The sequence below is a fragment of the Variovorax paradoxus genome (genome assembly GCF_009498455.1).
Classification (GTDB): Bacteria; Pseudomonadota; Gammaproteobacteria; order Burkholderiales; family Burkholderiaceae_C; genus Variovorax; species Variovorax paradoxus_H.
On the sequence record NZ_CP045644.1, the window covers coordinates 6736678 to 6760856 of the forward strand.

The 24179-nt window shown below is 68.0% G+C and carries 24 protein-coding genes; 16 read left to right on the forward strand and 8 right to left on the reverse strand.

Translation table 11 applies throughout. The features are described from left to right. Positions 1 to 62 precede the first annotated feature (62 nt). The 3 genes from dxs to xseB are packed head-to-tail and all read right to left on the reverse strand — an operon-like array spanning position 63 to position 3122. On the reverse strand, positions 63 to 1907 hold the full coding sequence (gene dxs, locus GFK26_RS31255; protein ID WP_153285380.1) for a 1-deoxy-D-xylulose-5-phosphate synthase: 1845 nt from the start codon (positions 1905 to 1907) through the stop codon (positions 63 to 65). A 22-nt stretch (positions 1908 to 1929) separates the two neighbouring features. After that, positions 1930 to 2844 (reverse strand): polyprenyl synthetase family protein, encoded by a 915-nt coding sequence (locus tag GFK26_RS31260; protein ID WP_153285381.1) that lies wholly within the window; start codon positions 2842 to 2844, stop codon positions 1930 to 1932. Positions 2845 to 2855: 11 nt separating this feature from the next. Continuing rightward, complete coding sequence (xseB, locus tag GFK26_RS31265; protein WP_153285382.1) at positions 2856 to 3122, reverse strand: exodeoxyribonuclease VII small subunit; 267 nt, start codon at positions 3120 to 3122, stop codon at positions 2856 to 2858. Positions 3123 to 3392: 270 nt separating this feature from the next. Here xseB and GFK26_RS31270 point away from each other — a divergent pair, with 270 nt between their 5' ends. The 8 genes from GFK26_RS31270 to GFK26_RS31305 all read left to right on the forward strand — a co-directional run bounded on the left by GFK26_RS31270 (position 3393) and on the right by GFK26_RS31305 (position 12277). Beyond that, the gene (locus GFK26_RS31270) at positions 3393 to 4538 is read left to right on the forward strand and encodes an aromatic ring-hydroxylating oxygenase subunit alpha (RefSeq protein WP_153285383.1); all 1146 of its coding nucleotides are present in this window, start codon (positions 3393 to 3395) and stop codon (positions 4536 to 4538) included. Positions 4539 to 4600: 62 nt separating this feature from the next. Next, on the forward strand, positions 4601 to 5533 hold the full coding sequence (locus GFK26_RS31275; RefSeq protein WP_228121820.1) for a DMT family transporter: 933 nt from the start codon (positions 4601 to 4603) through the stop codon (positions 5531 to 5533). Between the two features lie 53 nt (positions 5534 to 5586). Then, positions 5587 to 6495, forward strand: a complete 909-nt coding sequence (locus GFK26_RS31280) for a sulfurtransferase (RefSeq protein ID WP_153285384.1) — start codon at positions 5587 to 5589, stop codon at positions 6493 to 6495. Then, positions 6492 to 7073 (forward strand): DUF2796 domain-containing protein, encoded by a 582-nt coding sequence (locus tag GFK26_RS31285; RefSeq protein WP_153285385.1) that lies wholly within the window; start codon positions 6492 to 6494, stop codon positions 7071 to 7073. The genes GFK26_RS31280 and GFK26_RS31285 overlap by 4 nt, the downstream gene beginning before the upstream one ends. A 4-nt stretch (positions 7074 to 7077) precedes the next feature. Further along, positions 7078 to 7827 (forward strand): ABC transporter ATP-binding protein, encoded by a 750-nt coding sequence (locus GFK26_RS31290; RefSeq protein WP_153285386.1) that lies wholly within the window; start codon positions 7078 to 7080, stop codon positions 7825 to 7827. Further along, positions 7824 to 9086, forward strand: coding sequence for an ABC transporter permease (locus tag GFK26_RS31295; protein ID WP_153285387.1), 1263 nt, complete (start codon positions 7824 to 7826; stop codon positions 9084 to 9086). Before GFK26_RS31290 ends, GFK26_RS31295 begins: the two co-directional genes overlap by 4 nt. 2 nt (positions 9087 to 9088) lie before the next feature. Further along, positions 9089 to 9715 (forward strand): DUF3299 domain-containing protein, encoded by a 627-nt coding sequence (locus tag GFK26_RS31300; RefSeq protein WP_153285388.1) that lies wholly within the window; start codon positions 9089 to 9091, stop codon positions 9713 to 9715. Between the two features lie 159 nt (positions 9716 to 9874). Beyond that, positions 9875 to 12277: a DUF3300 domain-containing protein gene (locus GFK26_RS31305; RefSeq protein ID WP_153285389.1), complete on the forward strand. Its 2403-nt coding sequence runs from the start codon at positions 9875 to 9877 to the stop codon at positions 12275 to 12277. A gap of 37 nt (positions 12278 to 12314) precedes the next feature. Here the strand turns inward: GFK26_RS31305 and GFK26_RS31310 are convergent, their stop codons facing one another. Next, positions 12315 to 13586, reverse strand: coding sequence for a glutamate carboxypeptidase (locus GFK26_RS31310; protein WP_153285390.1), 1272 nt, complete (start codon positions 13584 to 13586; stop codon positions 12315 to 12317). Positions 13587 to 13733: 147 nt separating this feature from the next. Continuing rightward, positions 13734 to 14642 carry a sulfite exporter TauE/SafE family protein gene (locus GFK26_RS31315; RefSeq protein WP_153285391.1) on the reverse strand — a complete coding sequence of 303 codons (909 nt, stop codon included), beginning with the start codon at positions 14640 to 14642 and terminating at the stop codon, positions 13734 to 13736. A 14-nt stretch (positions 14643 to 14656) separates the two neighbouring features. Here GFK26_RS31315 and GFK26_RS31320 point away from each other — a divergent pair, with 14 nt between their 5' ends. The 4 genes from GFK26_RS31320 to GFK26_RS31335 all read left to right on the forward strand — a co-directional run bounded on the left by GFK26_RS31320 (position 14657) and on the right by GFK26_RS31335 (position 17291). Further along, complete coding sequence (locus GFK26_RS31320) at positions 14657 to 15421, forward strand: AraC family transcriptional regulator (protein WP_153285392.1); 765 nt, start codon at positions 14657 to 14659, stop codon at positions 15419 to 15421. A gap of 140 nt (positions 15422 to 15561) precedes the next feature. Then, positions 15562 to 15861: a hypothetical protein gene (locus tag GFK26_RS31325; protein ID WP_153285393.1), complete on the forward strand. Its 300-nt coding sequence runs from the start codon at positions 15562 to 15564 to the stop codon at positions 15859 to 15861. 4 nt (positions 15862 to 15865) lie between these two features. After that, positions 15866 to 16240 (forward strand): DUF2845 domain-containing protein, encoded by a 375-nt coding sequence (locus GFK26_RS31330; protein ID WP_153285394.1) that lies wholly within the window; start codon positions 15866 to 15868, stop codon positions 16238 to 16240. A gap of 235 nt (positions 16241 to 16475) precedes the next feature. Further along, positions 16476 to 17291 (forward strand): class I SAM-dependent methyltransferase, encoded by an 816-nt coding sequence (locus GFK26_RS31335; protein WP_153285395.1) that lies wholly within the window; start codon positions 16476 to 16478, stop codon positions 17289 to 17291. 7 nt (positions 17292 to 17298) lie between these two features. On the opposite strand, the gene GFK26_RS31340 is transcribed toward GFK26_RS31335, so the two are convergent. Genes GFK26_RS31340 through GFK26_RS31350 form a run of 3 tightly spaced genes read right to left on the reverse strand, consistent with a single transcriptional unit; the run spans position 17299 to position 18734 of the window. Further along, on the reverse strand, positions 17299 to 17649 hold the full coding sequence (locus GFK26_RS31340; RefSeq protein ID WP_153285396.1) for a DUF2200 domain-containing protein: 351 nt from the start codon (positions 17647 to 17649) through the stop codon (positions 17299 to 17301). A gap of 54 nt (positions 17650 to 17703) precedes the next feature. Then, the gene (locus GFK26_RS31345) at positions 17704 to 18024 is read right to left on the reverse strand and encodes a hypothetical protein (protein ID WP_153285397.1); all 321 of its coding nucleotides are present in this window, start codon (positions 18022 to 18024) and stop codon (positions 17704 to 17706) included. Continuing rightward, entirely contained in the window at positions 18021 to 18734 is a 714-nt protein-coding gene (locus tag GFK26_RS31350) for a helix-turn-helix domain-containing protein (protein ID WP_153285398.1), read from the reverse strand. Before GFK26_RS31350 ends, GFK26_RS31345 begins: the two co-directional genes overlap by 4 nt. A gap of 203 nt (positions 18735 to 18937) precedes the next feature. On the opposite strand from GFK26_RS31350, the gene GFK26_RS31355 reads away from it, so the two are divergent. The 4 genes from GFK26_RS31355 to GFK26_RS31370 are packed head-to-tail and all read left to right on the forward strand — an operon-like array spanning position 18938 to position 24158. After that, positions 18938 to 20092, forward strand: coding sequence for an NAD(P)/FAD-dependent oxidoreductase (locus GFK26_RS31355; RefSeq protein WP_153285399.1), 1155 nt, complete (start codon positions 18938 to 18940; stop codon positions 20090 to 20092). A 44-nt stretch (positions 20093 to 20136) separates the two neighbouring features. Next, complete coding sequence (locus GFK26_RS31360; protein ID WP_153285400.1) at positions 20137 to 21588, forward strand: M81 family metallopeptidase; 1452 nt, start codon at positions 20137 to 20139, stop codon at positions 21586 to 21588. Positions 21589 to 21626: 38 nt separating this feature from the next. Continuing rightward, a complete protein-coding gene (locus GFK26_RS31365; RefSeq protein WP_153285401.1) occupies positions 21627 to 23207 on the forward strand; it encodes an ABC transporter substrate-binding protein in 1581 nt (526 codons plus the stop codon). A gap of 15 nt (positions 23208 to 23222) precedes the next feature. Further along, positions 23223 to 24158: an ABC transporter permease gene (locus tag GFK26_RS31370; RefSeq protein WP_153285402.1), complete on the forward strand. Its 936-nt coding sequence runs from the start codon at positions 23223 to 23225 to the stop codon at positions 24156 to 24158. Positions 24159 to 24179 lie beyond the last annotated feature (21 nt).

The following is a 24179-nucleotide window of genomic DNA, read 5'->3' on the forward strand; positions in this document are numbered from 1 at the left end:
TCCTTTTGATTGTAAAAACGCGCTTACAGGTGACTGGCGGGGGTTTACCCTGCGCCCTCTTGTCAAACGAAGCGTTTCTTGATCGCGGCGGCAATGCCGTCCGCATCGAGACCGATCGATGCGAGCAGCTTGGCCGGATCGCCGTGCTCGATGAAGCGGTCGGGCAGGCCCAGCTGCAGCACCGGCTTCTGGACACCGGCAGCCACCAGGGCCTCGAGCACCGCACTGCCCGCGCCGCCCATGATGGCGCCTTCTTCGAGCGTGACGAGCGCGTCGTGCGTGCCCGCGACCTGCAGCAGCAATTCGACGTCGAGCGGCTTGGCCCAGCGCATGTTGACCACGGTGGCGTCGAGCGACTCGGCCGCCGTGAGCGCCGGGTACAGCAAGGTGCCGAAGGCGAGGATGGCGATGCGCTGGCCTTCGCGGCGAATCTCGCCCTTGCCGAAAGGCAGCGCGTCGAGCGTGAGGTGCGGCGTGGTGCCGGCGCCCGCACCGCGCGGATAGCGCACGGCCACCGGGTGGTTCTGCTCGTAGGCGCTCGTCAGCAGCTGGCGGCACTCGCGCTCGTCGGCCGGGCAGGCGATGCTCATGTTGGGAATGCAGCGCAGGAACGGGATGTCGTAGGCACCCGCATGCGTGGCACCGTCGGCGCCCACCAAGCCCGCGCGATCGAGCGCGAACACCACAGGCAGGTTCTGGATCGCCACGTCGTGGATCAGCTGGTCGTAGGCGCGCTGCAGAAAGGTCGAGTAGATCGCGACCACCGGCTTCAGGCCCTCGCAGGCCAGGCCGGCCGCGAACGTGACCGCGTGCTGCTCGGCGATGCCGACGTCGTAGTAGCGGTCGGGGAAGCGCTTCTCGAACTCCACGAGCCCCGAGCCTTCGCGCATCGCGGGCGTGATGCCCACGAGGCGGCCGTCGTGCGCCGCCGTGTCGCACAGCCACTGGCCGAAGACCTGCGTGAAGGTCTGCTTCGCGGCCGTGGTCGACTTGACCAGGCCGACCTGCGGATCGAACTTGCCGGGGCCGTGGTAGGCCACCGGGTCGGCCTCGGCGAGCTTGTAGCCCTGCCCTTTTTTCGTGACCACATGCAGGAACTGCGGGCCGTCCAGGTGCTTGAGGTTCTCGAGCGTGGGCACCAGCGAATCGATGTCGTGGCCGTCGATCGGGCCGACGTAGTTGAAGCCGAACTGCTCGAACAGCGTGGCCGGCACGACCATGCCCTTGGCATGCTGCTCCAGGCGCTTGGCCAGCTCGAACAGCGGCGGCGCGTTGCGCAACATGCTCTTGCCGACGTTCTTGGCGGCGGCGTAGAAATTGCCGCTCATGAGCTGCGCGAGGTAGCGGTTGAGCGCGCCCACCGGCGGGCTGATCGACATGTCGTTGTCGTTCAGGATCACCAGCAGCTTGCAGTCGCACACGCCCGCGTTGTTGAGCGCCTCGAAGGCCATGCCGGCCGTGAGCGCGCCGTCGCCGATGATGGCCACGGCATGGCGCTTCTCGCCCTTCTGCTTGGCGGCCATGGCCATGCCGAGCGCGGCCGAGATGCTGGTCGACGAGTGGGCGGTGCCGAAGGTGTCGAACTCGCTCTCGCTCCTCTGCGGAAAGCCCGAGATGCCGCCCAGCTGGCGCAGCGTGGGCATGCGCTCGCGCCGGCCCGTGAGGATCTTGTGCGGGTAGGTCTGGTGGCCCACGTCCCACACCAGCCGGTCGTGCGGCGTGTTGAACACATGGTGCAGCGCCACCGTCAGCTCGACCGTGCCGAGGTTGGAGCTCAGGTGACCGCCGGTGCGCGAGACGTTGTCGAGCACGCAGGCGCGCACCTCGTCGGACAGCTGCTTGAGCTGGGCCCGGTCGTACTGGCGGATCGGCGAAGGGTCGTGGAGAGTGGGAAGCAGCGGAGCCATGGAGGTGGGTTCTTTTTTCTTCTCAGCGGTCGCGGTCGACCACCATGTGGGCCAGGGCGCGCAATGCGGCAGTGTCGGGCAAGCCGCTCTTGTTCAGCGCGGCAATCGCGTCGGCGAGCAATTGGCTCGCCTGCGCGCGCGCGCCGTCCAGGCCGAGCAGCGACACGTAGGTGGGCTTGTCGGCCGCGGCATCCTTGCCGGCGGTCTTGCCCAGGGTGTGCGAGTCGGCCGTGACGTCGAGGATGTCGTCGACCACCTGGAACGCCAGGCCGATGGCGGCGCCGTAGTCGCGCAGCGCCGCCAATGCGACCGGCGACACGGTGCCGCAGGCGGCGCCCATCTCGACGCTGCCTTGCAGCAGCGCGCCGGTCTTCAGGCGGTGCATTTCGCGCAGCTGGGCTTCGTTCAGTGCGATGCCGACGCTGGCCAGGTCGATCGCCTGGCCGCCGGCCATGCCCTGGCTGCCGGCCGCTCGCGCCAGCAGGCGGCACAGCAGCGCCTGCATCGCGGCGGGCACCTCGTCGCCCTCGGGCGCGAGCAGTTCGAAGGCCAGTGCCTGCAGCGCGTCGCCCGCGAGCAGCGCGTCGGCCTCGCCGAACTTCACGTGCACCGTGGGCTTGCCGCGGCGCAGCACGTCGTTGTCCATGCACGGCAGGTCGTCGTGCACCAGCGAATAGGCGTGGATGAGTTCGGTGGCGCAGGCCGCACGCAGCGCGGCGTGGGCGTTGCCGCCGACCGCTTCATTGGCTGCGAGCACCAGCAGCGGCCGCAGCCGCTTGCCGCCGTCGAGCACGGCATAGCGCATGGCGTCGCCCAGCAGCACCGGCGCATCGACGCCGACCCAGCGCGACAGCGCCGCTTCGACCGTGGCCAGATGCGGCTCGGCCCAGTTGGCCAGCGTCTTCGCGTCCCAGGGAGTGGTGGCGGTGGAAGTCATCGGGACGGCGCTCATTCGGCCGTCCAGGGCTTGAGGCTGCCGGCGTCGAGCACCTTGATCTGGTCTTCGACCGCCTGCAGCTTGTCGCGGCAGAAGCCGAGCAGTGCGGCGCCGCGCTGGTAGCTGCCCAGCAGCTGGTCCAGCGGCAGCTGGCCCGATTCGAGTTCTGCAACCAGTTGTTCCAGTTCCTGGAGCCCGGCTTCGTAGCTGGCGGGCAGCGGGCCTGTGTCGGGCGTCGCCGCCGGGCGGGTCGTGGAAGGAGAAGGCACCTTGGGCATGCAACGAATCGTGGATGAAACGAAGCATTTTAGGGCGGGGGCGCAACGAACCGCCGAGCGGCCCGCGCACGCCCGCGTTGCCCTTTGCAACACCCTGTATGACGCCCGGCGATGCGAGGCAAAACCCCGGCGGGCGCAAAAATGCCCCCCGGGTACAATCCCCGCTTCCCCCGCCGGTCACGCCGGCACACCTCTTCGGGCCGTCACCCATGCAGACGGCGCCTTCCGTTTTTCTTTTTTCTCCCTGTGGGGAGCTTGGTCAGGTCCTCCATGTCTGATTTAAGTCTTCAACTGCAGCAGGCCGCGAGCCAACTTCCAGTTACCGCGTATTTCGACGAGGCCTTGTACGCCCGCGAAATGCAGAACCTTTTTGCGCGAGGGCCCCGCTACGTCGGGCACCGACTGGCCGTGCCCGAGCCAGGTGACTTCCACACCCTGCCGCAAGAACACCAGGGCCGCGCGCTGGTCCACACGCCCAAGGGCGTGGAGCTCATCTCGAACGTCTGCCGCCACCGGCAGGCCCTCATCCTGCAGGGCCGGGGCCAGCTCGACGCGCAGACCGGCGGCAACATCGTCTGCCCGCTGCACCGCTGGACCTACGCCGCGAAAGACGCGCGCACCACCGGCACGCTGATCGGCGCCCCGCATTTCGACCAGGACCCGTGCCTGAACCTGCACAACTACCCGCTCACCGAGTGGAACGGCCTTCTGTTCGAGAAGAACGCCGACGGCAGCGGCCGCGACGTGGCGGCCGACATGGCCGGCCTGGGCCCGCAGGCCGACCTCGACTTCTCGGGCTACGCGCTCGACCGCGTCGAGCTGCACGAGTGCAACTACAACTGGAAGACCTTCATCGAGGTCTATCTCGAGGACTACCACGTCGGCCCGTTCCACCCCGGCCTGGGCAGCTTCGTCACCTGCGACGACCTGCGCTGGGAGTTCAAGCCCGAGTTCTCGGTGCAGACGGTGGGCGTGGCCAACCGCCTGGGCCGCGCGGGCAGCCCGGTCTACCAGAAGTGGCAGGAGCAGTTGCTCAAGTACCGCGACGGCAAGCCGCCGAAGTACGGCGCGATCTGGCTCACCTACTACCCGCACGTGATGATCGAGTGGTACCCGCACGTGCTCACCGTGTCGACGCTGCACCCGGTGAGCCCGACCAAGACGCTCAACATGGTCGAGTTCTTCTACCCCGAGGAAATCGTCGCCTTCGAGCGCGAGTTCGTCGAGGCCCAGCAGGCCGCCTACATGGAAACCTGCGTGGAAGACGACGAGATCGCCGAGCGCATGGACGCCGGCCGCCGCGCGCTCATGCTGCGCGGCGACAACGAAACGGGCCCTTACCAGAGCCCCATGGAAGACGGCATGCAGCAGTTCCACGAGTGGTACCGCAACGCCATGCAGCAACCACCCGTCTGACCCTCGCCTCTCTCGCCCCGCACCCGCCGGGGCTTTCTTTTTTCTGATCTGGATATCAATCGATGCAAGCGCTGTGGATGGTGCTCGGGGCCTTTCTGTTCGCCACCATGAGCGTGGTCGTGAAGATTGCCTCGGAATGGTTCAACAGCGGTGAGATGGTCCTGGGGCGCGGCCTCATCGGCATCGTGTTTCTCTGGCTGCTGGCGCGCAACCGCGGCACCTCGCTCGCCACCAAATACCCCGGCATGCATGCCTGGCGCAGCACCATCGGCGTGGTGTCGCTGGGCGCATGGTTCTATGCCATCGCCCACATGCCGCTGGCCACGGCGGTCACGCTCAACTACATGAGCAGCGTGTGGGTCGCGGCCTTCCTGGTCGGCGGTGCGCTGCTGGCCTGGGTGCCGGTGCCCGGGCGCGACGGCCGCATCGAGCGCCCGCCGCTGCAGGGCCCGCTGGTGATGACGGTGCTTGCGGGCTTTGCCGGCGTGGTGCTCATGCTCAAGCCCACGGTCGGCGGCGGCGACGGTTTTGCCGGCATGCTGGGCCTGCTGTCGGGCGTCACGGCCGCCTTTGCCTACATGCAGGTGGTGGCGCTGTCGCGCATCGGCGAGCCCGAGCTGCGCACGGTCTTCTACTTTGCGGTGGGCTCCGCCGTGGCCGGCGCCTTCGCCACGGCCGCGACCGGGTTTTCGGGCGGCAGTTCGTGGACGTGGCAGCATGCGCTGTGGCTGCTGCCGATCGGCCTGCTGGCTGCTCTCGGACAGCTGTGCATGACCCGCGCCTACGCCACCGCGAAGACCCAGGCGGGCACACTGGTGGTCGCCAACCTGCAGTATTCGGGCATCGTGTTCGCGGCCTTCTACAGCGTGGTGCTGTTCGACGACCGCATCGACGCCACCGGCTGGGCCGGCATGGCGCTGATCATCGCCAGCGGCATCGCAGCCACGGTGCTGCGCCAGCGGGCCGTGCCGAAGGCGCCGGCCGAGGAACACTGAACGCAGCAGCCACGGCACCCATCGCCGATCATTTTTTCGAAGGAGCTCTCGCCATGTACACCACCCTCATCTCCGTCGAACAACTGAGACAGCTGCGCGAGGGCGACTCGCCCCTCATGGTGTTCGACTGCAGCTTCGAGCTCATGAAGCCCGAAGCCGGCGCGCAGCTGTATGCCGCCGCGCACATCCCGGGCGCGCAGTACGCCAACCTCGACACCGACCTCAGCGCCAGGCATGGCCTGCCGGGCGCACACGGCGATGTGGTGGTGGCACAGGACGACGGCGTGCCCGCCTCGGGCGGACGCCACCCGCTGCCCAGCCGCGAGAAGTTCGCGACGTGGCTGTCGTCGGTGGGTTTCTCCAACGAGATGCAGGCCGTGGTGTACGACCGCAACGGCGCCAACTACTGCGGGCGCCTGTGGTGGATGCTCAAGTGGATGGGCCACGACGCCGTGGCCGTGCTCGACGGCGGCCTGCAGGCCTGGCAGGCCGCGGGCGGCGAAGTGACCGACCGCGAAGAGCCCGCGCGCTTTCAGTCGAACTTCGTACAGGGCGAGCCCTTGGCGAAGCTCGTCACTACCGACACTGTGTTGCGTCGACTCGGCCAACCTGACCAGCAGCTGATCGACGCACGGGCCGGCGCACGATATCGCGGCGAGGTGGAACCTCTGGACCCGATCGCGGGTCACATCCCCGGGGCCCTGAACCGGCCCTTCGCCGACAACATCGGTCCCGACGGCAAGTTCAAGCCCGCCGCGCAACTGCGCGCCGAGTTCGAAGCACTGCTTGCAGGTCGCGATGCGGCGACCGTCGTCCACCAGTGCGGCAGCGGCGTGAGCGCCGTGCCCAACCTGCTCGCGATGCAGATCGCGGGGCTCGGGACGACCGCGCTCTATGCCGGCAGCTGGAGCGAATGGAGCAACACGCCGGGGCTGCCGACCCGGCAAGGCGCAGAACCATGATGCATACCCGACTTCGACGCATTTCATCCGGCTTCGCATTGGCCGCCGCCGCATTGCTCGCGGCCGCCGCCCTTCCCGCCCAGGCCCAGCAACAGCACGCGCATGTGCATGGCCAGCTCAAGCTCGACGTGGCGATCGACGGGCCCACCATCGTGATTGCCATGGAATCGCCGCTGGACAACATCGTCGGCTTCGAACGCGCGCCCAAGACCGACGCCGAGAAGAAGACCGTCGAGGCCGCCATCGCCCAGCTGCGCGCGGCCGACAAGCTGTTCACCATCGACCCCGCCGCCAACTGCAAGCTCGGCCCCGTCGACCTGCGCTCCGGCGCGCTCGGCCTGGGCAACCCCGACCCCGCCGAATCGAGCGGCCACGCGGACCTCGACGCTTCTTTCTCCTTCAACTGCACCCAGGCCGCCGCCGCGAAGTTCATCGACGTGAACCTGTTTCCGGCCTTCAAGGGCGCACGCCAGATCGACGTGCAGATCGCCAGCGCGCAAGGCCAGTTCAAGCGCCAGCTGAAGCGCCCGAGCGGCGCGCAGGCCGCGCAGCCTTCCCGCCTGACGCTGGGCAAGTGACAGCGTGAGCACCGCCCCGCAGGCCGACACCACAGCGCCCTTGCGCGTCGTGCTCGCCGCCGAAGCCCTGCGCTTCACCTGGCCCGGCGTGAAGACACCGTGCATCGACATCGAAGCCCTGCGCATCACGGCGGGCGAATCCGTGTTCCTGCACGGCCCGAGCGGCTGCGGCAAGAGCACCTTGCTGTCGCTGCTGGCCGGCGTGCTGGTGGCCGACGAAGGCCGCGTCACGCTGCTGGGCCACGACTGGTCCAAGCTCTCGGGCACGCAGCGCGACCGCTGCCGTGTGGCGCACGTGGGCTACATCTTCCAGCAGTTCAACCTGCTGCCCTACCTGAGCGTGCTCGACAACGTGCTGCTGCCCTGCCGCTTCTCGGCGCGGCGCGAGGCGCAGGCTGCGCGCAACGGCAGCTCGCGCGATGAAGCGGAACACCTGCTCGACCAGATGGGCCTGGACCGCACGCTGTGGAAGCGCCAGGCGCTGCAGCTCTCGGTGGGCCAGCAACAGCGTGTGGCCGCGGCGCGCGCGCTCATCGGCCAGCCCGAGGTCGTGATCGCCGACGAGCCCACGTCCGCACTCGACGAAGACCGGCGCGAAGCCTTTCTCGACGTGCTGCTCACGGCCTGCGCCGTGAACCACAGCGCGCTCGTGTTCGTGAGCCACGACCAGCGCATCGCGCCACGCTTCGCGCGGCACGTGCTGCTGCCGGAGATCAACCGTGCGGCAAGCAGCGCGATGGCGGTGGACGCATGAAGGCGTTGTTCTCCATTGCATGGCGCAGCGCCTGGAACCGCCGCTTCACGCTCGCGCTCACCGTCTTCTCGATCGCACTGTCGACCTTTTTGCTGCTCGGCGTCGAGCGCATCCGCACCGAGCTGCGCGAGAACTTCGCGTCGTCGGTCTCGGGCACCGACCTGATCGTCGGCGCGCGCACCGGCTCCACGCAACTGCTGCTGTACTCGGTGTTCCGCATCGGCGCGGCCACCAACAACATCTCGTGGAAGAGCGTGCAGGCGCTGCAGGCGCACCCCGGTGTCGACTGGGTGGTGCCGCTGTCGCTGGGCGATTCGCACCGCGGCTTCTCGGTGCTTGCGACCACGCCCGAGTACTTCTCGCACTTCCGCTACGGCGACCGCCAGACATTGAAGCTGCGCGAAGGCAAGCCCTTCGACGCGCTGTTCGATGCCGTGGTCGGCGCCGAAGTGGCCGACAAGCTCGGCTACCACGTGGGCCAGAAGATCACGCTGGCGCACGGCAGCGGCGAGCTCAACGTGGCCGAGCATGCCGACAAGCCCTTCACCGTGGTGGGCGTGCTCGCGCGCACCGGCACGCCGGTCGACCGCACCGTGCACATCGGCCTCGCGGCGATGGAAGCCATCCACCTCGAATGGGTGGGCGGTGCGCCGATGCCGGGCGTGAAGATTCCGGCCGAGCAGGTGCGCAAGTTCGACCTCACGCCCAAGAATGTGACGGCCGCGCTGGTGGGCCTGAAGAACCGCGCCGCCGTGTTCGGCGTGCAGCGCTGGATTTCGACCTACACCGGCGAACCGCTCATGGCCATCCTGCCCGGCGTGGCGCTCGACGAACTGTGGAGCGTGATCGGCATCGGCGAGAACGCGCTGCTGCTGATGTCCGCATTGGTCGCGCTCGTGAGCCTTGCGGGCTTGGTGTCGGTGGTGATGGCCGGCCTGAACGAACGCCGCCGCGAGCTCGCCGTGCTGCGCGCCGTGGGCGCGGGCCTGCGCCATGTGCTGGCGCTGCTCGCACTCGAAGGCGCGCTGGTCACCGTGCTGGGCGTGCTGCTCGGCGTGACCATGACGGTGCTCGGCATCGCCCTGCTCTCGCCATGGCTGCAGTCGCAGTTCGGACTGACACTGAGCCTGTCCGAACCTACACTGAACGAATGGCTGCTGACGGCGAGCCTGCTGGTCGCGGGCTGGCTCGCGAGCCTGCTGCCCGGCATCCGGGCCTATCGCCTGTCGCTGGCCGACGGCCTTTCTCCGAGAATCTGACCATGACGAAGACCCCTACACCCCGCGTGCTCACCGCCCTGTCGGTGCTGCTGGCCGGCGCCGGCCTCGCAGCCGCCGCCTGGGCCGCCGACCCGGCACCGAAGGACACCACCGCGACCAACCCGCTCGGCGGCAAGCCGGCTGCAGCCGCACCGCAGGCCGCGTCGGGCCAGCCGCGCCAGATCAGCTGGGAAGAACTCGTGCCCAAGGACTGGGACCCGGCCAAGGCCTTCAAGGGCATCGACCTGAGCACGCTCGACGACGGCGACCCGCGCGCCAACGAGCTGCTCATGAAGATGCAGGAGGTGTCGAACAACGCGCCCACCAACCCCGCGCTCAACGGCGTGGAAGTGAAGATCCCCGGCTTCATCGTGCCGCTCGAAGAGGCCAAGGGCGAGGTCACCGAGTTTCTGCTCGTGCCCTACTTCGGCGCCTGCATCCACACGCCACCGCCGCCGGCCAACCAGATCCTGCACGTCATTCCGCAGAAGGGCGCCAAGTTCCGCGCCATGGACACCGTGTGGGTCACCGGCAAGCTGCAGACGCTGCGCAACGACTCGATGATGGGCGTGAGCGGTTACCACGTGAAGGCGAGCAGCGTGACCAAGTATTCGGGCGGCGCCAAGTAACAACGCGTTCGCGAGGTCTCGTGGTCCTGCGCCGACAGGACAGGCGGCGCACCGCCGACACAGACCGTTGCATCACAGGCGCAGGCTCTGTCATCGCCTGCCCTGGCCCGCCGTTGAAGGAGTTCCGGGCACCACGCCGGCGTCTTCAGGACATGCCAGATGACACCCTCTCCCCGCCTCCCCCTGCTTCAGCGGCGCCTCATGGCCTCGCTGTGCGTCGCAGCGTTGTTCATTGCAGGCTGCGACAAGCCTGCGCCGCCGCCTCCAGCCGCTGCTGAAGCACCCGCCGCCGCACCTGCGCCCGCCGCGGCCCCGGTGCCGGCCGCCTACACACCGCCCTCGGCCGAGCAGCTCTACCAGCTGGTCGCGCCCATCGCGCTGTACCCCGACAAGCTCGTCGCGCAGGTCCTGGCCGGCGCCACCTATCCCGAGCAGATCACCGCGGCGCACGACTGGCTGCAGCAGAACCGCACGCTCAAGGCCGGCCCGCTCGCCGACGCGGCCAACCAGCAGCCGTGGGACCCGAGCGTGAAGTCGCTGACCGCGTTCCGGCCCGTGATGGAGCAGATGGCCGGCAACATCGCATGGACCGAATCGCTGGGCAAGGCTTACTACAACGACCCGGCCGACGTGATGAACGCGATCCAGGTGATGCGCCAGCGCGCGTCGAAAGCCGGCCGCCTCAAGAACAACGACAAGCTGCGCGTGGCGCGCGCCGCGACGCCGTCGAACTACACGCCCGCACCCGACATGCAGCCGATGTACGCGGGCCCTGCGGTGATCGAGCCGCCCGAAGAGTTCATCACCATCGAGCCCGTGCAGCCCGACGTGGTGTACGTGCCGCGCTACGACCCGCAGGTGGTGTACGACATGCCCGTGCCCGTCTACCCCGGCTATGCCTATGCACCGCCGCCCCCACCGCCCGAGCCCGGCTACAGCCGCGGCCAGGTGGCCGCCGTGGGCGCCCTCGCTTTCGGCAGCGGCGTGATCGTCGGCTCGGCGCTGGAGCGCCACGGCTGGGGCTGGAACGCCTGGAACATGAACTGGGGCGCACCGCGCTGGCGCGACCGCGCGGCACCGCCGCCGCCCGCCTACCGGCCTGCGGTCGTCTACAACAACAGCACGTACGTCTCGCGCTCGACCACCGTCGTCAACAACGTGCGCAACGTCTACAACAACAACTACGGGAGCGATCGCAACGCCCCGCCAACCGGTGCGGCGGCATGGCAGGCCGCGCAGCAACAACAACAGCAGCTGCAACAACAACAGGCACGCGCCCAGCAGCAACAGGCGCTGATGCAGCAGCAGGTGACCCAGAACCAGTTGCGCGAACAACAGCAGGTGCAACAGGAACAGGCACGGCGCCAACAACAGGCGCAGCAGGAGCAGGCCTTGCGCCAGCGCACGGACCAGCAAGAGCAGGCGCGACGCCAGCAGATGCAGCAGCAAGCGGCCCAGAACCAGCAGCGCCAACAGCAGCAAGCCCAGCAGGAACAGGCGCGCCGCCAACAGCAGACGCAACAGGAACAGGCACTGCGGCAACGCCAGGATCAGCAGGAACAAGCCCGTCGCCAGCAGATGCAGCAACAGCAGGCCACGCAGAACCAGCAGCGCCAACAACAGGCGCAGCAGGAGCAGGCACGACGCCAGCAGCAAGCGCAACAGGAACAGGCGCTGCGTCAACGGCAGGACCCGCAGGACCCAACCCGCCGCCAGCAGATGCAGCAACAGCAGGCCGCACAGAACCAGCAACGCCAGCAACAGGCGCAGCAGGAGCAGGCCCGGCGTCAGCAACAAGCCCAACAGGAACAGGCAGTGCGCCAACGCCAGGACCCGCAGGACCAGGCCCGTCGCCAGCAGATGCAGCAACAGCAAGCGGCTCAGAACCAGCAGCGCCAGCAGCAGCAGCAGCAGCAGCAGCAGCAGCAGCAGGAACAGGCGCAGCGGCAACGCCAGGACGCACAACAAGAACAAGCCCGGCGGCAACAGGTGCAACAGCAACAGCAACAAGCCCAGCAAGAACAGGCGCGTCGCCAGCAGCAGGCGCAGCAACAGGAACAAGCATTGCGCCAACAACGCCAGGACCAGCAGGAACAAGGCCGACGCCAACAGATGCAGCAGCAACAAGCGCAGCAGGAGCAGCTAAGGCGTCAGCAGGAACAACAGCAGGCCCAAGCCGCCCAGCAGCAGCAACGTCAGGCGCAGCAACAAGCCCAGCAGGCTCAACAACAGGAGCAGGCCCGTCGTCAGCAGCAGATGCAGCAGCAACAACAGGCACAAGCGCAGGCCGCGCAACAGCAACGTCAGGCCCAGCAGGAACAGGCGCGCCAGCAGCAGATGCAACAGCAGCAAGCCGCCCAGGCTCAACAACGCCAACAGCAGGAGCAGATGCAGCGCCAGCAGATGCAACAACAACAGGCGGCGCAGAACCAGGCGCGCCAGCAACAGCAACAACAGGAACAGATGCGACGCCAGCAGGCGCAGCAGCAGCAAGCCCAGGCTCAGGCCGCAGCAGCCGCCGCGCAGCGCCGCCGCCCGGGCGATCCTCCGGGGCAGCAGTGAACCCGCGGCCTCTGCCGCGGGCGCACCACGCGCTGCCTCAGTTCTTGCCGATCTCGGTCAGCAGCCGCGTCACGAGGTACAGGCGCGGCACGATCGAGTCGACCTCGATGTACTCGTCGCGTGCGTGGTAGCCGAAGCCCGCGAGGCCGAAGCTCTCGACCACCGTGGCCTTGCCCGAGCGGCCCGCGAAGCCCGCGTCGGTGCCGCCGCCGGTCATCGGCGTCAGCGCCAGTTCGCGGTCGAGCTCCTTGTAGATCGCCTGCGCCTTCTCGGCCAGCGCACGGCCCTTGGCGCCCGCGACAAACGCCGGGCGGCCCACCTCGACCTTCACCGTGGTCTCGGTGTCGGGAATCAGCTTGCCGCTGGCGATCTTGGCCTGCAGCGCCTCGGTGAGCTTCTTCTCGGCGCCGGGCTGCGTGATACGGATGTCGCCCAGCGCCTGCGCCTTCTCGGTGATCTGGTTGATCGGGCCGGTGGCGCGCGCCACGGTCCAGTTCAGCGTCACGCCGGGGATGTCCTTGGCGAGGTCCTTCGTCTGCAGCATCTGGTACGACAGCTCGTACAGCGCGTTGCGGCCCAGCTCGGGCGCGGCACCGGCGTGCGCGGCACGGCCCTTCACCTCGAGCGTGGCCTGCGCGATGCCGGCCGCGCCGAGCAGCAGCGACTCGCCCTTGGCCACGGCCTTCGCGGCCGTCGGCTCGAAGGACAGCACCGTGTCGTGCAGGTCGGCCGTGGTGGCGATGAGCTCGCCCGAGCCCACCGAGCCCACTTCTTCGTCGGGATTCACGAGCACCGTGAGCGTGTCGTAGTCGCGCCAGCTGGCGTCGGCCAGGATCTTCAGCGACGCCATCATCACCGCGAGGCCACCCTTGTCGTCGGCAATGCCGGGGCCGTAGATGCGGTTGCCGTCCACCTTGTAGGGCTGGCTGTTCAGGATGCCCGGCGCGTACACCGTGTCCATGTGGCCCTGCAGCATGATCTTGCGCTTGCCCGTGCCCTTGATCGTGCCGATGACGATGTCGGCACCCGCGCCGGCCGAAGCCTTGCGGCGCTCCGTCTTGAAGCCGGCCGCCTTCAGGCGCCCTTCGATCACGTCGGCCATCTTCATCAGGCCGTCGACGTTCAGGCTGCCCGACTCGATCGACACCATTTCCTTCAGGTTGTCGATGACGGCGGGTTGCGCCTTCTCGGCAGCAGCGAGCAGCTTCGCATCGGGGGCCGCCTGCACGGAGGCCGCGGCGCCGAGCGCGAGGCCGCAGGCCAGGGCGATGGAACGCAACGAGAAGAATGCCGAAGTACGCAGGGTCATGAGAGTCTCTTTTCTTGGAGTGATGGAGGGCGGGCGCCAGCATAGCGACATGGCGGTCGAAGCGGCGCAAATCGGCGACAGCAAGGGGCCGGCGAGCGAAGGCCCCTTCGACGTCGCCGTCGGCAGTGACCTGAGCCGGCCACGCGCTCAGCGCACCACCATCGCCCCGAACACCACGATCAACAAGGCCAGGTAGACCTTGGCGTGGACGCGGTCCGGGATGCGCCCGATCCACAGCGCGGCGACGCGAATGCCGATCCACGAGCCCACCACGAGCGTCGCTGCCGCGCGCACATCGACGTACCCCAGATACCACGGCCCGAACGCGGGCGTCGAGGTGGCGGACAGGGCCACGTAGGTGGCCGTGCCGGCCAGCGCGACAGGCAGCGACAGCGGGTTGGCCATGGCCGTCGCGCGGCTCATCTCGATGCCGCGACGGCGCATGAGGGGCACCGTCATCACGCTGCCGCCGACGCCGAGGAACGCAGCCACCCAACCGATCACCAACCCCGACAGCGCCGTGGCGGTGAAAGAAGGCGGCGCCTTGCTCGCCACGGTCGGCGAAAGAAAGCCGGGCCGGAGCCAGCAGTCCCCGATCGTCAGCGCGAGGTACGCCGCGAATGCCCATCGCAGCCATTCCCCATGGACCGCGGTGGCCGCCAGCGCCCCCAGCACCGCGCCGGCACCGATCACGCCCAGCAGCGGCCTGACTTGCGACCAGTCCAGCGTCCCGGCGCGCTGATGGCGCCACGTGGCGAGCAGCGCGCCGAAGATCATCACGCAGGTGGACGTGGCCACCGCGATCTGCATGGCCGACTGCCCGACGGCGCTGTCGGCGGCATTCAGCTGCGACAGGAGCTGGTAGAGCAACGGCACCACGACGAAGCCACCGCCGAAACCGAACAGCACGGTGGTGACGCCCGTCAGGCCTCCGCACACCATCAACAACACATACAACGACACAGGCCACTCCATCGAGACAGAAGCCTTGAGGCTAGAACCGTGTGGCTTGGCGCGCATGCGCGCTTCGGTCAACAATATTTGTGTTTCCGCCAACTCCCCGATCCGCTGTGCGCAACCAATCCCTCGACAGCCTCGACCTCACACCGCGTGCCGTGCTGGCCATCGGCACCGACTACGCACCGGGCACCGTGCTCGACACGCACAGCCATCGCCGCGCCCAGTTTCTCTACGGCGCCACCGGCCTCATGGAGGTGGGCACGGACGATGGCGCCTGGGTCGTCCCGCCGCACAGCGGCGTCTGGATTCCGGCCGGCAAGCCGCACCGGGTGAAGATGGTCGGCGTCAGCACCCGCAGCCTCTACATCGAGCCGATCGCTGCACCGCGCGGTGGTTCATCGTGCGAAGTGCTCGCGGTGTCGCCGTTGCTGCGGCAGCTGCTGATCGAGGCCATCGATGTGCCCGCGCTGTACGACGAGCGAGGTCGCGATGGCCTGTTGATGTCGCTGGTGTTGCAGGAGGTTGGCCGCGCCGCCGCATTGCCGTTCTTTGCGCCGCTGCCCAGCGAGCCACGCCTGGCGGCTTTGTGCATTGCGTTCCTGCACCAGCCCGACGTGCGCACCTCCCCACTCGCCTGGGCACGGCAACTGCATCAGAGCGAACGCACCTTCAGCCGGTTCTTTCGCCTGCAGACCGGCATGACCTTCGCTGAATGGCGAACCCAGGCGTGCCTGCTGTCGGCCATGGCCCAGTTGGCGATGGGCCATCCGGTGACCGCCGTGGCGCTTCAACTGGGCTACGACAGCCCGGGCGCTTTCTCCACGATGTTCAGAAAGAAGCTGGGGCAGACGCCGTCGGCGTTCATGGCGGCTTGACGGGTTGCCAGCCGCCACGCGCCTGGGTAAGACGAGACGGAAACCGCGCTAACATTTCGCCGGCTCCGCCGCTCCACCCGGGCCGGACGCTTGAGAGGACCGCGCAAAATCCAGGGTGTCACTGCAAATGGAGCGTCCCGATGTGGAGCATCCTGGCCGATCTTGTCGTCGGCATCTTCGATTTCGTTCTCGATGTCCTGTTGTTGCGCAGTGTGCGCGACAAGCGCGGTCACCGGAAGCGCAGCGTGGCGGAAGACAGCCTCGCGGTCGCACGCTTCGATTTCGTCACGCTGGTTTTCATCGCAGGCGTGAGCGCCAGCCTGATGCTGCTGCTGGCGTTCGCCTTCGACGTACCGACAGGCTGGAGCGTGGCGATCGGCCTCACCGTCGGCGCGGTCTGGGGTGTCTGGCGGTATGCCCAGCTGATTCGCGAGCGATGAACGCATGACGCACAAGGAACGTTTCGCACGTATCGCCACCGGGCTGTCGATCGCCGCAGCCGCCTGGCTGGCCTCCGGCTGCGCCTCCGCCCAGTCCCTCGCCTGCAACGGCTACCTTGTCGGCAAAGGCGCATCACCCGCGACCTTGCTCCAGACCTGCGGCGAACCGGTCTATCGGCAGGCGGTTTGTGTGCCGATGGTGCAGCTTGGCTGGGTGCTCACGCCGTTTCGGCCGGGCGGCCCTGAAGCCGTACTGGCCAACCAGTGCGTGCCGATGGAAGAGTGGACCTACGACCGCGGGCCGGGCACCTTCTTCGGCATCGTGCGCCTCTACAACGGCACGATCGAATCGGTGCGCGATGGGGACCGCGGCCGTTAGGGCGTCAAGGCCAGCCCCTCGGCAAGCCGGAAACGCCCGGCAACATCTCCGGTACCCACTACAGGGGAGGACGCCCGCGGAACGGCGTTGACGACGATGCCTGGCAGGGCCACCATGGCCCAGCGTCCCCGTCACGCATGCCCAGACAGGCACGGACTCGTTGGAGCAAGGGAGCAGGCTCGCTCTGCGATGAATGGTCAAGCCATGCACTGCTCAGAGCTTTCAAGGAGTTCCCATGGCTGCCGAAAGCGACAAGGTGTTCGCGGGCTCGATCCCCAAGTTCTACGACACGCTGATGGTCCCCCTGATCTTCGAGGGCTACGCCGTCGACGTCGCAGCACTGGTCGCGGGGTTCTCGCCCGGCGCGGTGCTGGAAACAGCGGCCGGCAGCGGCGCGGTCACGCGGATGCTCGCACCCCTGCTCGGCGCCGACGCGCGCTACGTGGTGACCGACCTCAACCCCGCCATGCTCGACTACGCCTTCACGCGCCAATCGGCCGACAGCCGCATCGAATGGAAGCAGGCCGACGCGCTCGCCCTGCCGTTCGAGAACGCCTCCTTCGATGTAGTGCTCTGCCAGTTCGGTGCGATGTTCTTCCCTGACCGGGTCGCCGGCTACAGCGAGGCGCGTCGCGTGCTCAAGCCCGGTGGTCGCTTCGTGTTCAGCGTCTGGGACCGCATCGAAGAGAACGAATTTTCCAACGACGTCACCCAGGCCGTCGCCACCGTGTTTCCGGACGACCCACCGCGGTTCCTCGCGCGCACGCCGCACGGCTACCACGACGTCGCACTGATCCGCGAAGACCTGGGCCGCGCGGGGTTCACCGACATCGAGATCAAGACGATCGAGAAGCAAAGTCGCTCGCCCTCTGCCAGCGAGGTGGCCATGGCCTACTGCCAGGGAACGCCGCTGCGCAACGAGATCGAGGCGCGCGATGCGAGCCTGCTACAGCTCGCAACCGACCGTGCAGCTGAGGCGATTACCAGCCGACATGGCATGGGGCCGGTGGTCGGGAAGATCCAGGCGCACGTCATCGTGGCGACGGCTTAGACGCGCCCTACGCCCGCAGGATCTTCTCGATCGCCTTGCCCTTGGCCAGTTCATCGACCAGCTTGTCCATGTAGCGGATCTTCTGCATCAGCGGGTCTTCGACTTCTTCGACGCGCACGCCGCACACCACGCCCTTGATCAGGGCGCTGTTGGGATGCAGCGCGGGGGCCTGGGCGAAGAAGGTCCTGAAATCGTTCTGCTGCTCGATCTGCTGCTGCAGCCCCGCCGCGTCGTAGCCGGTGAGCCAGCAGATGACTGCATCGACCTCTGCCTTCGTGCGATGCTTGCGCTCCGCCTTCTGGACGTACATCGGGTAGACCTTGGCGAACGGCATCGAGAAAATCTTGTGCTCGGGCATCGTCATTGCTTCTTCATGTCGGTCGGACGGTCGATTCTGGTCAGGTGCTCATGGCTACGGATACCACACGACCGAGCACCCCTCCTCGAATGCGCCTTCGTAGTGTTTCCGGAACGCGTGCATCTGAGGATCGTTCAGCGCCTCGACATCCACCGGGCGCCCTGCCCAGAGGCGAAGGTCGACGAATCCGAATTTCGCAAGTTCCGACGCCGCATCCTCTTCGCGAGGGACATCTTCACTTTGCGCCAGGAAGAGCATGAGCTTGTGTCTGCCACCCACGGCCGGTGCATCCCACGCGAAATCACAGACGCCGCTGTAGGTCGCTTCGGCGCCGTAGACATAGACCCTGATCTTGCCGGCCGGCGACGAGCTCACCGCTTCCCGCCCCGTCCCGCCTTCTTCGCCCCCACGGTCTTGCGCGCCGACTTCAACGCCGGCGCCTCCCTCGCCGACTTCATGTGCCCGCTCTCCCCCGACGTCATGCCCACGATCTTCGCAAGCTGGCGGCTCACGCTCACGTACGCATGCCCGAGGCGGCTGTCGAAGTACAGCGAATCGCCGCGCGCCAGGCGCACGACCTCGCCGTTGTCGAAGTGCACGTCGATCTCGCCCGACAGCACGTACGCGAACTCTTCGCCCGTGTGCCGCACGAAGTCTTCGGGGCCGTTGATGCGGCGCGCGTGCACGGTGCCGACGATGGGGCTCATCTGCTTGCCGGCGGCGGTGGTGCCCAGGAACTCGTAGGCGATGGCCAGGCCCTTGTAGACCACGCCCTTGCCCGCGCGCGTGACGACCGGGCCGTCGAACTGTTCGGGCTTGACGCCGGCGCCCGCGAACATGGCGTTCATGTCCATCTCGAGCGCGCGGCCCAGTGCGGTGAAGTTCTCGTAGCCGAGCGCGAGCTGGCCGCGCTCGGCGCGCGAGATGGTGGTGATCGACACGCCGGAGCGCTCGGCCAGTTGCGCCAGCGTCCAGCCGAAACGCTTGCGCGCGGTGCGCAGGCGATGGCCGAAAGTGGTGCGGTCCAGCGTGGGCGGCTCTTCCTTCGGCTTCGCCCCGGCCCGGTTCCCTGTGTGTGGAGTCACGCTTGGCTTTCTCTAGGTTGCCGGGTGATTCTGCCAGCCCCGCGCCCGGCCGGCCACGCACGGCGCGATGGGCCCGGCACGCGTTTTGCGTATGCGCAAATTGCGTGTACGCAAATTTCACCGCGCTGGTGCACCCATGGTTTCCCCTTGGTCGACGCAAATCAATTTGCGTATCCGCAAATTTCTACCTACACTTTTCGGCGATGACAACCAACACAACCACCCCTGTCGTGGCCGACTACCTCGTGATCGGCGGCGGCATCGCCGGGGCCTCCGTGGCCCATTGGCTCGCCCCGCATGCCGGCGTGATCCTGCTCGAACGCGAGGCCCAGCCGGGCTACCACTCCACCGGCCGTTCGGCCGCACTCTTCATGGAAAGCTACGGCACGCCGCAGGTGCGCGCCCTCACCATGGCCAGCCGTGCCTTCCTCGAACACCCGCCCGAAGGCTTCGCCGAGCACCCGCTGCTCACGCCGCGCGGCGCGATGATGGTCGCGGGCACCGAGCATCTGCACGAGCTCGAAGCGCACTGGGAGCTGCTGCGCGCGATGAACGTCGGCGCCCAGCGCCTCGACGGCGAACAGGCGCGCGAGATGGTGCCGGCGCTGCGCCCCGAGCAGGTGGCCGGCGCGGTGTACGAGCCCGATGCCTCCGACATGGACGTGCACGCCATCCACCAGGGCTACCTGCGCGGCATGCGCCAGGCCGGCGGCAAGCTGGTGTGCGACGCCGACGTCACCGCCATGGAGCGCGTGGGCGACCGCTGGCGCGTGACGGCCGGCGGCACGGTGTACGAGGCGCCCGTGGTGCTCAACGCGGCCGGCGCATGGGTCGACACGATCGCGCAGCTGGCCGGCGTGCGCCCGCTGGGCATCGAGCCGCGCCGCCGCTCGGCCTTCATCTTCGCGCCGCCCGAGGGCCAGAGCGTCGCGCACTGGCCCATGGTGTTCGCCGCCGACGAGGGCTGGTACATCAAGCCCGACGCGGGCATGTTGCTCGGCTCGCCGGCCAACGCCGATCCGGTCGAGCCGCAGGACGTGCAGCCCGAAGAGATGGACATCGCCATCGCCATGCACCGCATCGAAGAGGCGACCACGCTCGCCATCCGCCGCCCCACGCGCACCTGGGCCGGCCTGCGTTCCTTCGTGGCCGACGGCGACCTGGTCGGCGGCTTTGCGCCCGACGCGCCCGGCTTCTTCTGGGTTGCGGCGCAAGGCGGCTACGGCATCCAGACCTCGGCCGCCATGGGCGAGGCCTGCGCCGCGCTGGCACGCGGCCTGCCGCTGCCCGAGCGCATCGCGGGCTTCGGGCTCACGGCCGAGATGCTCGGCCCGCAGCGGCTGCACACGGCCGGCTGATCCGTTCCTTCCCCCACAACGAACCCTCTCCACGAGAAATCACCATGCGTGTCTTCAGTGCCTCCCTTGCGACCGAAACCAACACCTTCGGCCCGATGCCGACCGGCCTCGCGTCCTTCAAGGACCGCGGCTACTTTCCCGCCGGCCAGCATCCCGATGCGCTGACGATCTATTCGGGTCCGCTGTGGGCCGCGCGCATCCGCGGCAAGGAAACGGGCTGGACGCTGCTCGAAGGCATGGTGGCGGGCGCGCAGCCCAGCGGCATCACCACGCGCCACGCCTACGAAACGCTGCGCGACGAAATGCTGAACGACCTGCGCGCGGCGCTGCCGGTGGACATGGTGCTGCTCGGCCTGCACGGCGCGATGGTGGCCGACGGTTATGACGACTGCGAAGGCGACATGCTGGTGCGCGTGCGGGAGATCGTCGGCCCCGACGTCATCGTCGGCGCCGAGCTCGACCCGCACAACCACCTCACGCCCGCCATGGTGGACAACGCCAACGTGATGGTCTCGTTCAAGGAGTACCCGCACACCGACGTGCTCGAACGCGGACTGGAGCTGGTCGACATCTGCGCCGCGGCGGTCGAAGGCAAGGTCAAGCCGGTGGTCGCGATGGTCGACTGCGACATCATCGTCACCGTCCATACCTCGCGCGAACCGGCGCGCAGTTTTGTCGAGCGCATGCAGGCGCTCGAAGGAAAAGACGGCGTGCTCTCGGTCTCGCTCACGCACGGCTTCTCGTGGGGCGACGTGCCCGAGATGGGCACCAAGGTGCTGGTGTACACCGACGGCGACCAGGCCAAGGCCGATGCCCTGGCGCGCCAGTTGGCCGACGAAGTCATCGCCATGCGCGACGGCCTCACGGTCAACTACCCCAGCATCGACGACTCGCTCGACCAGGCCCTGGCCTTCGACGGCGGCCCCGTGGTGCTGGCCGACGGCGCCGACAACCCCGGCGGCGGTGCGGCGAGCGACTCCACCTTCATCCTGCGCCGCATGCTCGAGCGCGGCATCACCAACGCGGCCCTCGGCCCGATGTGGGACCCGATCGCCGTGCGCATCGCCTTCGACGCCGGCGTGGGCGCGAAGCTGCAGATGCGCATCGGCGGCAAGATCAGCCCGCTGTCGGGCGATCCGCTCGACCTCGAATGCACCGTGAAGGCGCTGCAAGAAGACCTGGTGATGACGGGCCTGTCGAACACGCCCACGGCCATGGGCGACTGCGCGCTGGTCGAGGTCAACGGCATCGAGATCGTGCTGATCACGCGGCGCAACCAGGCCATGGGCACCGACATGTTCACGCAGCTGGGTTGCGACCTGGCCGCCAAGAAGATCGTCGTGGTCAAGTCGTCGCAGCACTTCTATGCGTCGTACTCCCAGGTCGCAAAGCACGTGATCTACGCCGGCGCACCGGGCGCGGTGACGCTCGATCTCACGACGCTGCCGTACCGCAAAGCACGCCTGCCCAAGTGGCCCATCGGCGTCGCTGCCTGAACTCCCTCTTCTTTCGCTACCCCACCGGAGAACCGACGATGAAACGACGAACGCTTGCCGCCCTCGCTGCCCTGGCCCTTTCGGCCGCCAGCCTTCCCGCGCTCGCCCAGACAACGCCGCCCAAGACACTGAAGGTGGTGGCGCATGCCGACCTGAAGATCCTCGACCCGACCTTCACCACGGCCTACATCTCGCGCAACTTCGGCCACATGGTGTACGACACGCTGTTCGCACAAGATGCCACCGGCAAGCCGCAGCCGCAGATGGTCGAGAAGTACACGACCTCGAAGGACGGCAAGCAGTGGAGCTTCACGCTGCGCCCGGGCCTGAAGTTCTCCGACGGCGCCGCCGTGACCTCGGCCGACGCCGTGGCGTCGCTGCAGCGCTGGGCCGCGCGCGACAGCCTGGGCCGCGCCATGACGGGTGTCGGCGCCGAGTGGAAGGCAACCGACGCGCGCACCCTCACGCTCACGCTCAACGAGCCCTTCGGCATGGTGCTCGACGCGCTGGCCAAGCCCTCGGGCTTTCCGCCGGTGATCCTGCCCGAGCGCATCGCCAAGTTGCCAGCCGCCTCGCCGCTGACCGAGGTCGTCGGCTCAGGGCCCTTCATCTTCAAGCGCGACGAATGGGTGCCGGGCAACAAGACGGTGTTCGTGCGCAACCCGAACTACGTGGCGCGCAGCGAGCCGCCGAGCGGCCTGGCCGGCAGCAAGAAGACCACGCTCGACCGTGTCGAATGGCTCTACCTGCCCGACGCCAACAGCGCCGTGTCGGCGCTCAAGCGCGGCGAGGTCGACTACATCGAGCAGCTGGCGCCCGACTACATCGCGCCGCTGCGCACCGACAGCAACATCAAGATCGGCTCGGGCGGCGCCTACCAGGGCTTCCTGGTCATGAACCAGCTGCACGCGCCTTTCGACAACCCCAAGGTGCGCCAGGCGCTGCTGCAGGCCGTGAACCAGGAACGCTTCGTCGCGGCCATGGGCTTCCCGCTGGACATGCGCATGGCCTACTGCGCCACCTACTTCATCTGCGGCAGCCCCAACGACACCTCGGCCGGTGCGGAGCCTTTCCGCAAGGCCGACGTGGCCAAGGCGAAGAAGATGCTCGCCGACGCCGGCTACAAGGGCGAGAAGGTGGTGCTGATGGTGCCCAGCGACGTGCCCTACCTCAACGCCGAGGCACTGATGGCCGCACAGACCATGAAGAGCATCGGCCTGAACGTCGATGCACAGACCATGGACTGGGCCTCGATCGGTGCGCGCCGCGCCAAGCGCGATGCGCCCGACGCCGGCGGCTGGAACATCTACGTCACGGTGGCCGGCGAATTCGACGTCAACTCGCCCATCAGCAATGCCTACCTGGGCGCAGCCTGCGGCAACACGCTGCCCGGCTGGCCCTGCGACAAGAAGCTCGACGAACTGCGCACCGCCTGGCTGAAGGAAACCGTGCCGGCCAAGCGCAAGGAACTGCTCGACGCCTTCCAGACCCGCGCCTACGAGGCCGTGCCGTACATCAACGCCGGCCAGTACTCGGCCGCGTTCGCGGCGCGCGCCAGCCTCAAGGGGCTGGACAAGATGTGGGCCGGCATGCCCACCGTCTGGGTGCTCGACAAGTAAGCCGCCGCGCACGCCATGGGCTACATCGTTCGACGCTTTCTTTCCACGCTGCCGGTGATGGCGGTGGTGGCCGTGGTGGTGTTCCTTCTGATCCACCTGTCGCCGGGCGACCCGGCCGCGCTCATCGCGGGCGACCTCGCCACCACCGAAGACATCGACAAGCTGCGCGCCGCGCTCGGCCTGAACCTGCCGCTGTGGCAGCAGTTCGGGCTGTGGATCGGCAAGATCTTCACGGGCGACCTGGGCACCTCGATCTTCACGCAGGTGCCCGTGACGCAGCTGCTCGGCCAGCGGCTGGAGCCGACGGTGTCGATCGCGGCACTGACCATGCTCATCACGCTGGTGACGGCCGTGCCGCTGGGCACGCTCGCGGCCTACTTCGCGGGCACCTGGATCGACCGGCTGGTGATGCTGTTCGCGGTGCTGGCGTTCTCGGTGCCGGTGTTCCTCATCGGCTACCTGCTGGTCTACACCTTCGCGGTGCAGCTGCCGTGGTTTCCGGTGCAGGGCTACGTGAACTTCTCCGAAGGCCCCGGCGCCTGGCTGCGCGCGCTGGTGCTGCCCTGCGTGAACCTGGCGCTGGTGTACATCGCGCTGGTGACGCGCATGACGCGCGCCACCGTGCTCGAGGTGCTGCACGAGGACTACATCCGCACCGCGCGCGCCAAGGGCCTGGGCGTGCTGCCGGTGCTGGGCCATGCGCTGCGCAACGCGGCCATTCCCATCGCCACGACGATCGGCGCGGGCATCGCGCTGCTCATCGGCGGCGTGGTGGTCACCGAAACGGTGTTCGCCATTCCGGGCGTGGGCCGGCTCGTGATCGATTCGGTGCAGCGCCACGACTATCCGGTGATCCAGAGCGTGCTGCTGCTGTCGGCGGGGGTGTACGTGCTGATCAACCTGCTGATCGACCTGAGCTACCGCCTGTTCGACCCGCGCATCCAGTACTAGAACAAAGAACGAGCCCCACGA

What these genes read in the sequence shown, in the direction of transcription:
- GFK26_RS31275 (WP_228121820.1), top strand. Translation starts at nt 4,601, where the DNA reads ATGCAAGCGCTGTGGATGGTGCTCGGGGCCTTTCTGTTCGCCACCATG.
- GFK26_RS31335 (WP_153285395.1), top strand. Translation starts at nt 16,476, where the DNA reads ATGGCTGCCGAAAGCGACAAGGTGTTCGCGGGCTCGATCCCCAAGTTC.
- GFK26_RS31360 (WP_153285400.1), top strand. Translation starts at nt 20,137, where the DNA reads ATGCGTGTCTTCAGTGCCTCCCTTGCGACCGAAACCAACACCTTCGGC.
- GFK26_RS31295 (WP_153285387.1), top strand. Translation starts at nt 7,824, where the DNA reads ATGAAGGCGTTGTTCTCCATTGCATGGCGCAGCGCCTGGAACCGCCGC.
- GFK26_RS31370 (WP_153285402.1), top strand. Translation starts at nt 23,223, where the DNA reads ATGGGCTACATCGTTCGACGCTTTCTTTCCACGCTGCCGGTGATGGCG.
- GFK26_RS31305 (WP_153285389.1), top strand. Translation starts at nt 9,875, where the DNA reads ATGACACCCTCTCCCCGCCTCCCCCTGCTTCAGCGGCGCCTCATGGCC.
- GFK26_RS31310 (WP_153285390.1), bottom strand. Translation starts at nt 13,586, where the DNA reads ATGACCCTGCGTACTTCGGCATTCTTCTCGTTGCGTTCCATCGCCCTG.
- xseB (WP_153285382.1), bottom strand. Translation starts at nt 3,122, where the DNA reads ATGCCCAAGGTGCCTTCTCCTTCCACGACCCGCCCGGCGGCGACGCCC.
- GFK26_RS31280 (WP_153285384.1), top strand. Translation starts at nt 5,587, where the DNA reads ATGTACACCACCCTCATCTCCGTCGAACAACTGAGACAGCTGCGCGAG.
- GFK26_RS31270 (WP_153285383.1), top strand. Translation starts at nt 3,393, where the DNA reads ATGTCTGATTTAAGTCTTCAACTGCAGCAGGCCGCGAGCCAACTTCCA.
- GFK26_RS31325 (WP_153285393.1), top strand. Translation starts at nt 15,562, where the DNA reads ATGTGGAGCATCCTGGCCGATCTTGTCGTCGGCATCTTCGATTTCGTT.
- GFK26_RS31285 (WP_153285385.1), top strand. Translation starts at nt 6,492, where the DNA reads ATGATGCATACCCGACTTCGACGCATTTCATCCGGCTTCGCATTGGCC.
- GFK26_RS31260 (WP_153285381.1), bottom strand. Translation starts at nt 2,844, where the DNA reads ATGACTTCCACCGCCACCACTCCCTGGGACGCGAAGACGCTGGCCAAC.
- GFK26_RS31340 (WP_153285396.1), bottom strand. Translation starts at nt 17,649, where the DNA reads ATGCCCGAGCACAAGATTTTCTCGATGCCGTTCGCCAAGGTCTACCCG.
- GFK26_RS31300 (WP_153285388.1), top strand. Translation starts at nt 9,089, where the DNA reads ATGACGAAGACCCCTACACCCCGCGTGCTCACCGCCCTGTCGGTGCTG.
- GFK26_RS31355 (WP_153285399.1), top strand. Translation starts at nt 18,938, where the DNA reads ATGACAACCAACACAACCACCCCTGTCGTGGCCGACTACCTCGTGATC.
- GFK26_RS31330 (WP_153285394.1), top strand. Translation starts at nt 15,866, where the DNA reads ATGACGCACAAGGAACGTTTCGCACGTATCGCCACCGGGCTGTCGATC.
- GFK26_RS31365 (WP_153285401.1), top strand. Translation starts at nt 21,627, where the DNA reads ATGAAACGACGAACGCTTGCCGCCCTCGCTGCCCTGGCCCTTTCGGCC.
- dxs (WP_153285380.1), bottom strand. Translation starts at nt 1,907, where the DNA reads ATGGCTCCGCTGCTTCCCACTCTCCACGACCCTTCGCCGATCCGCCAG.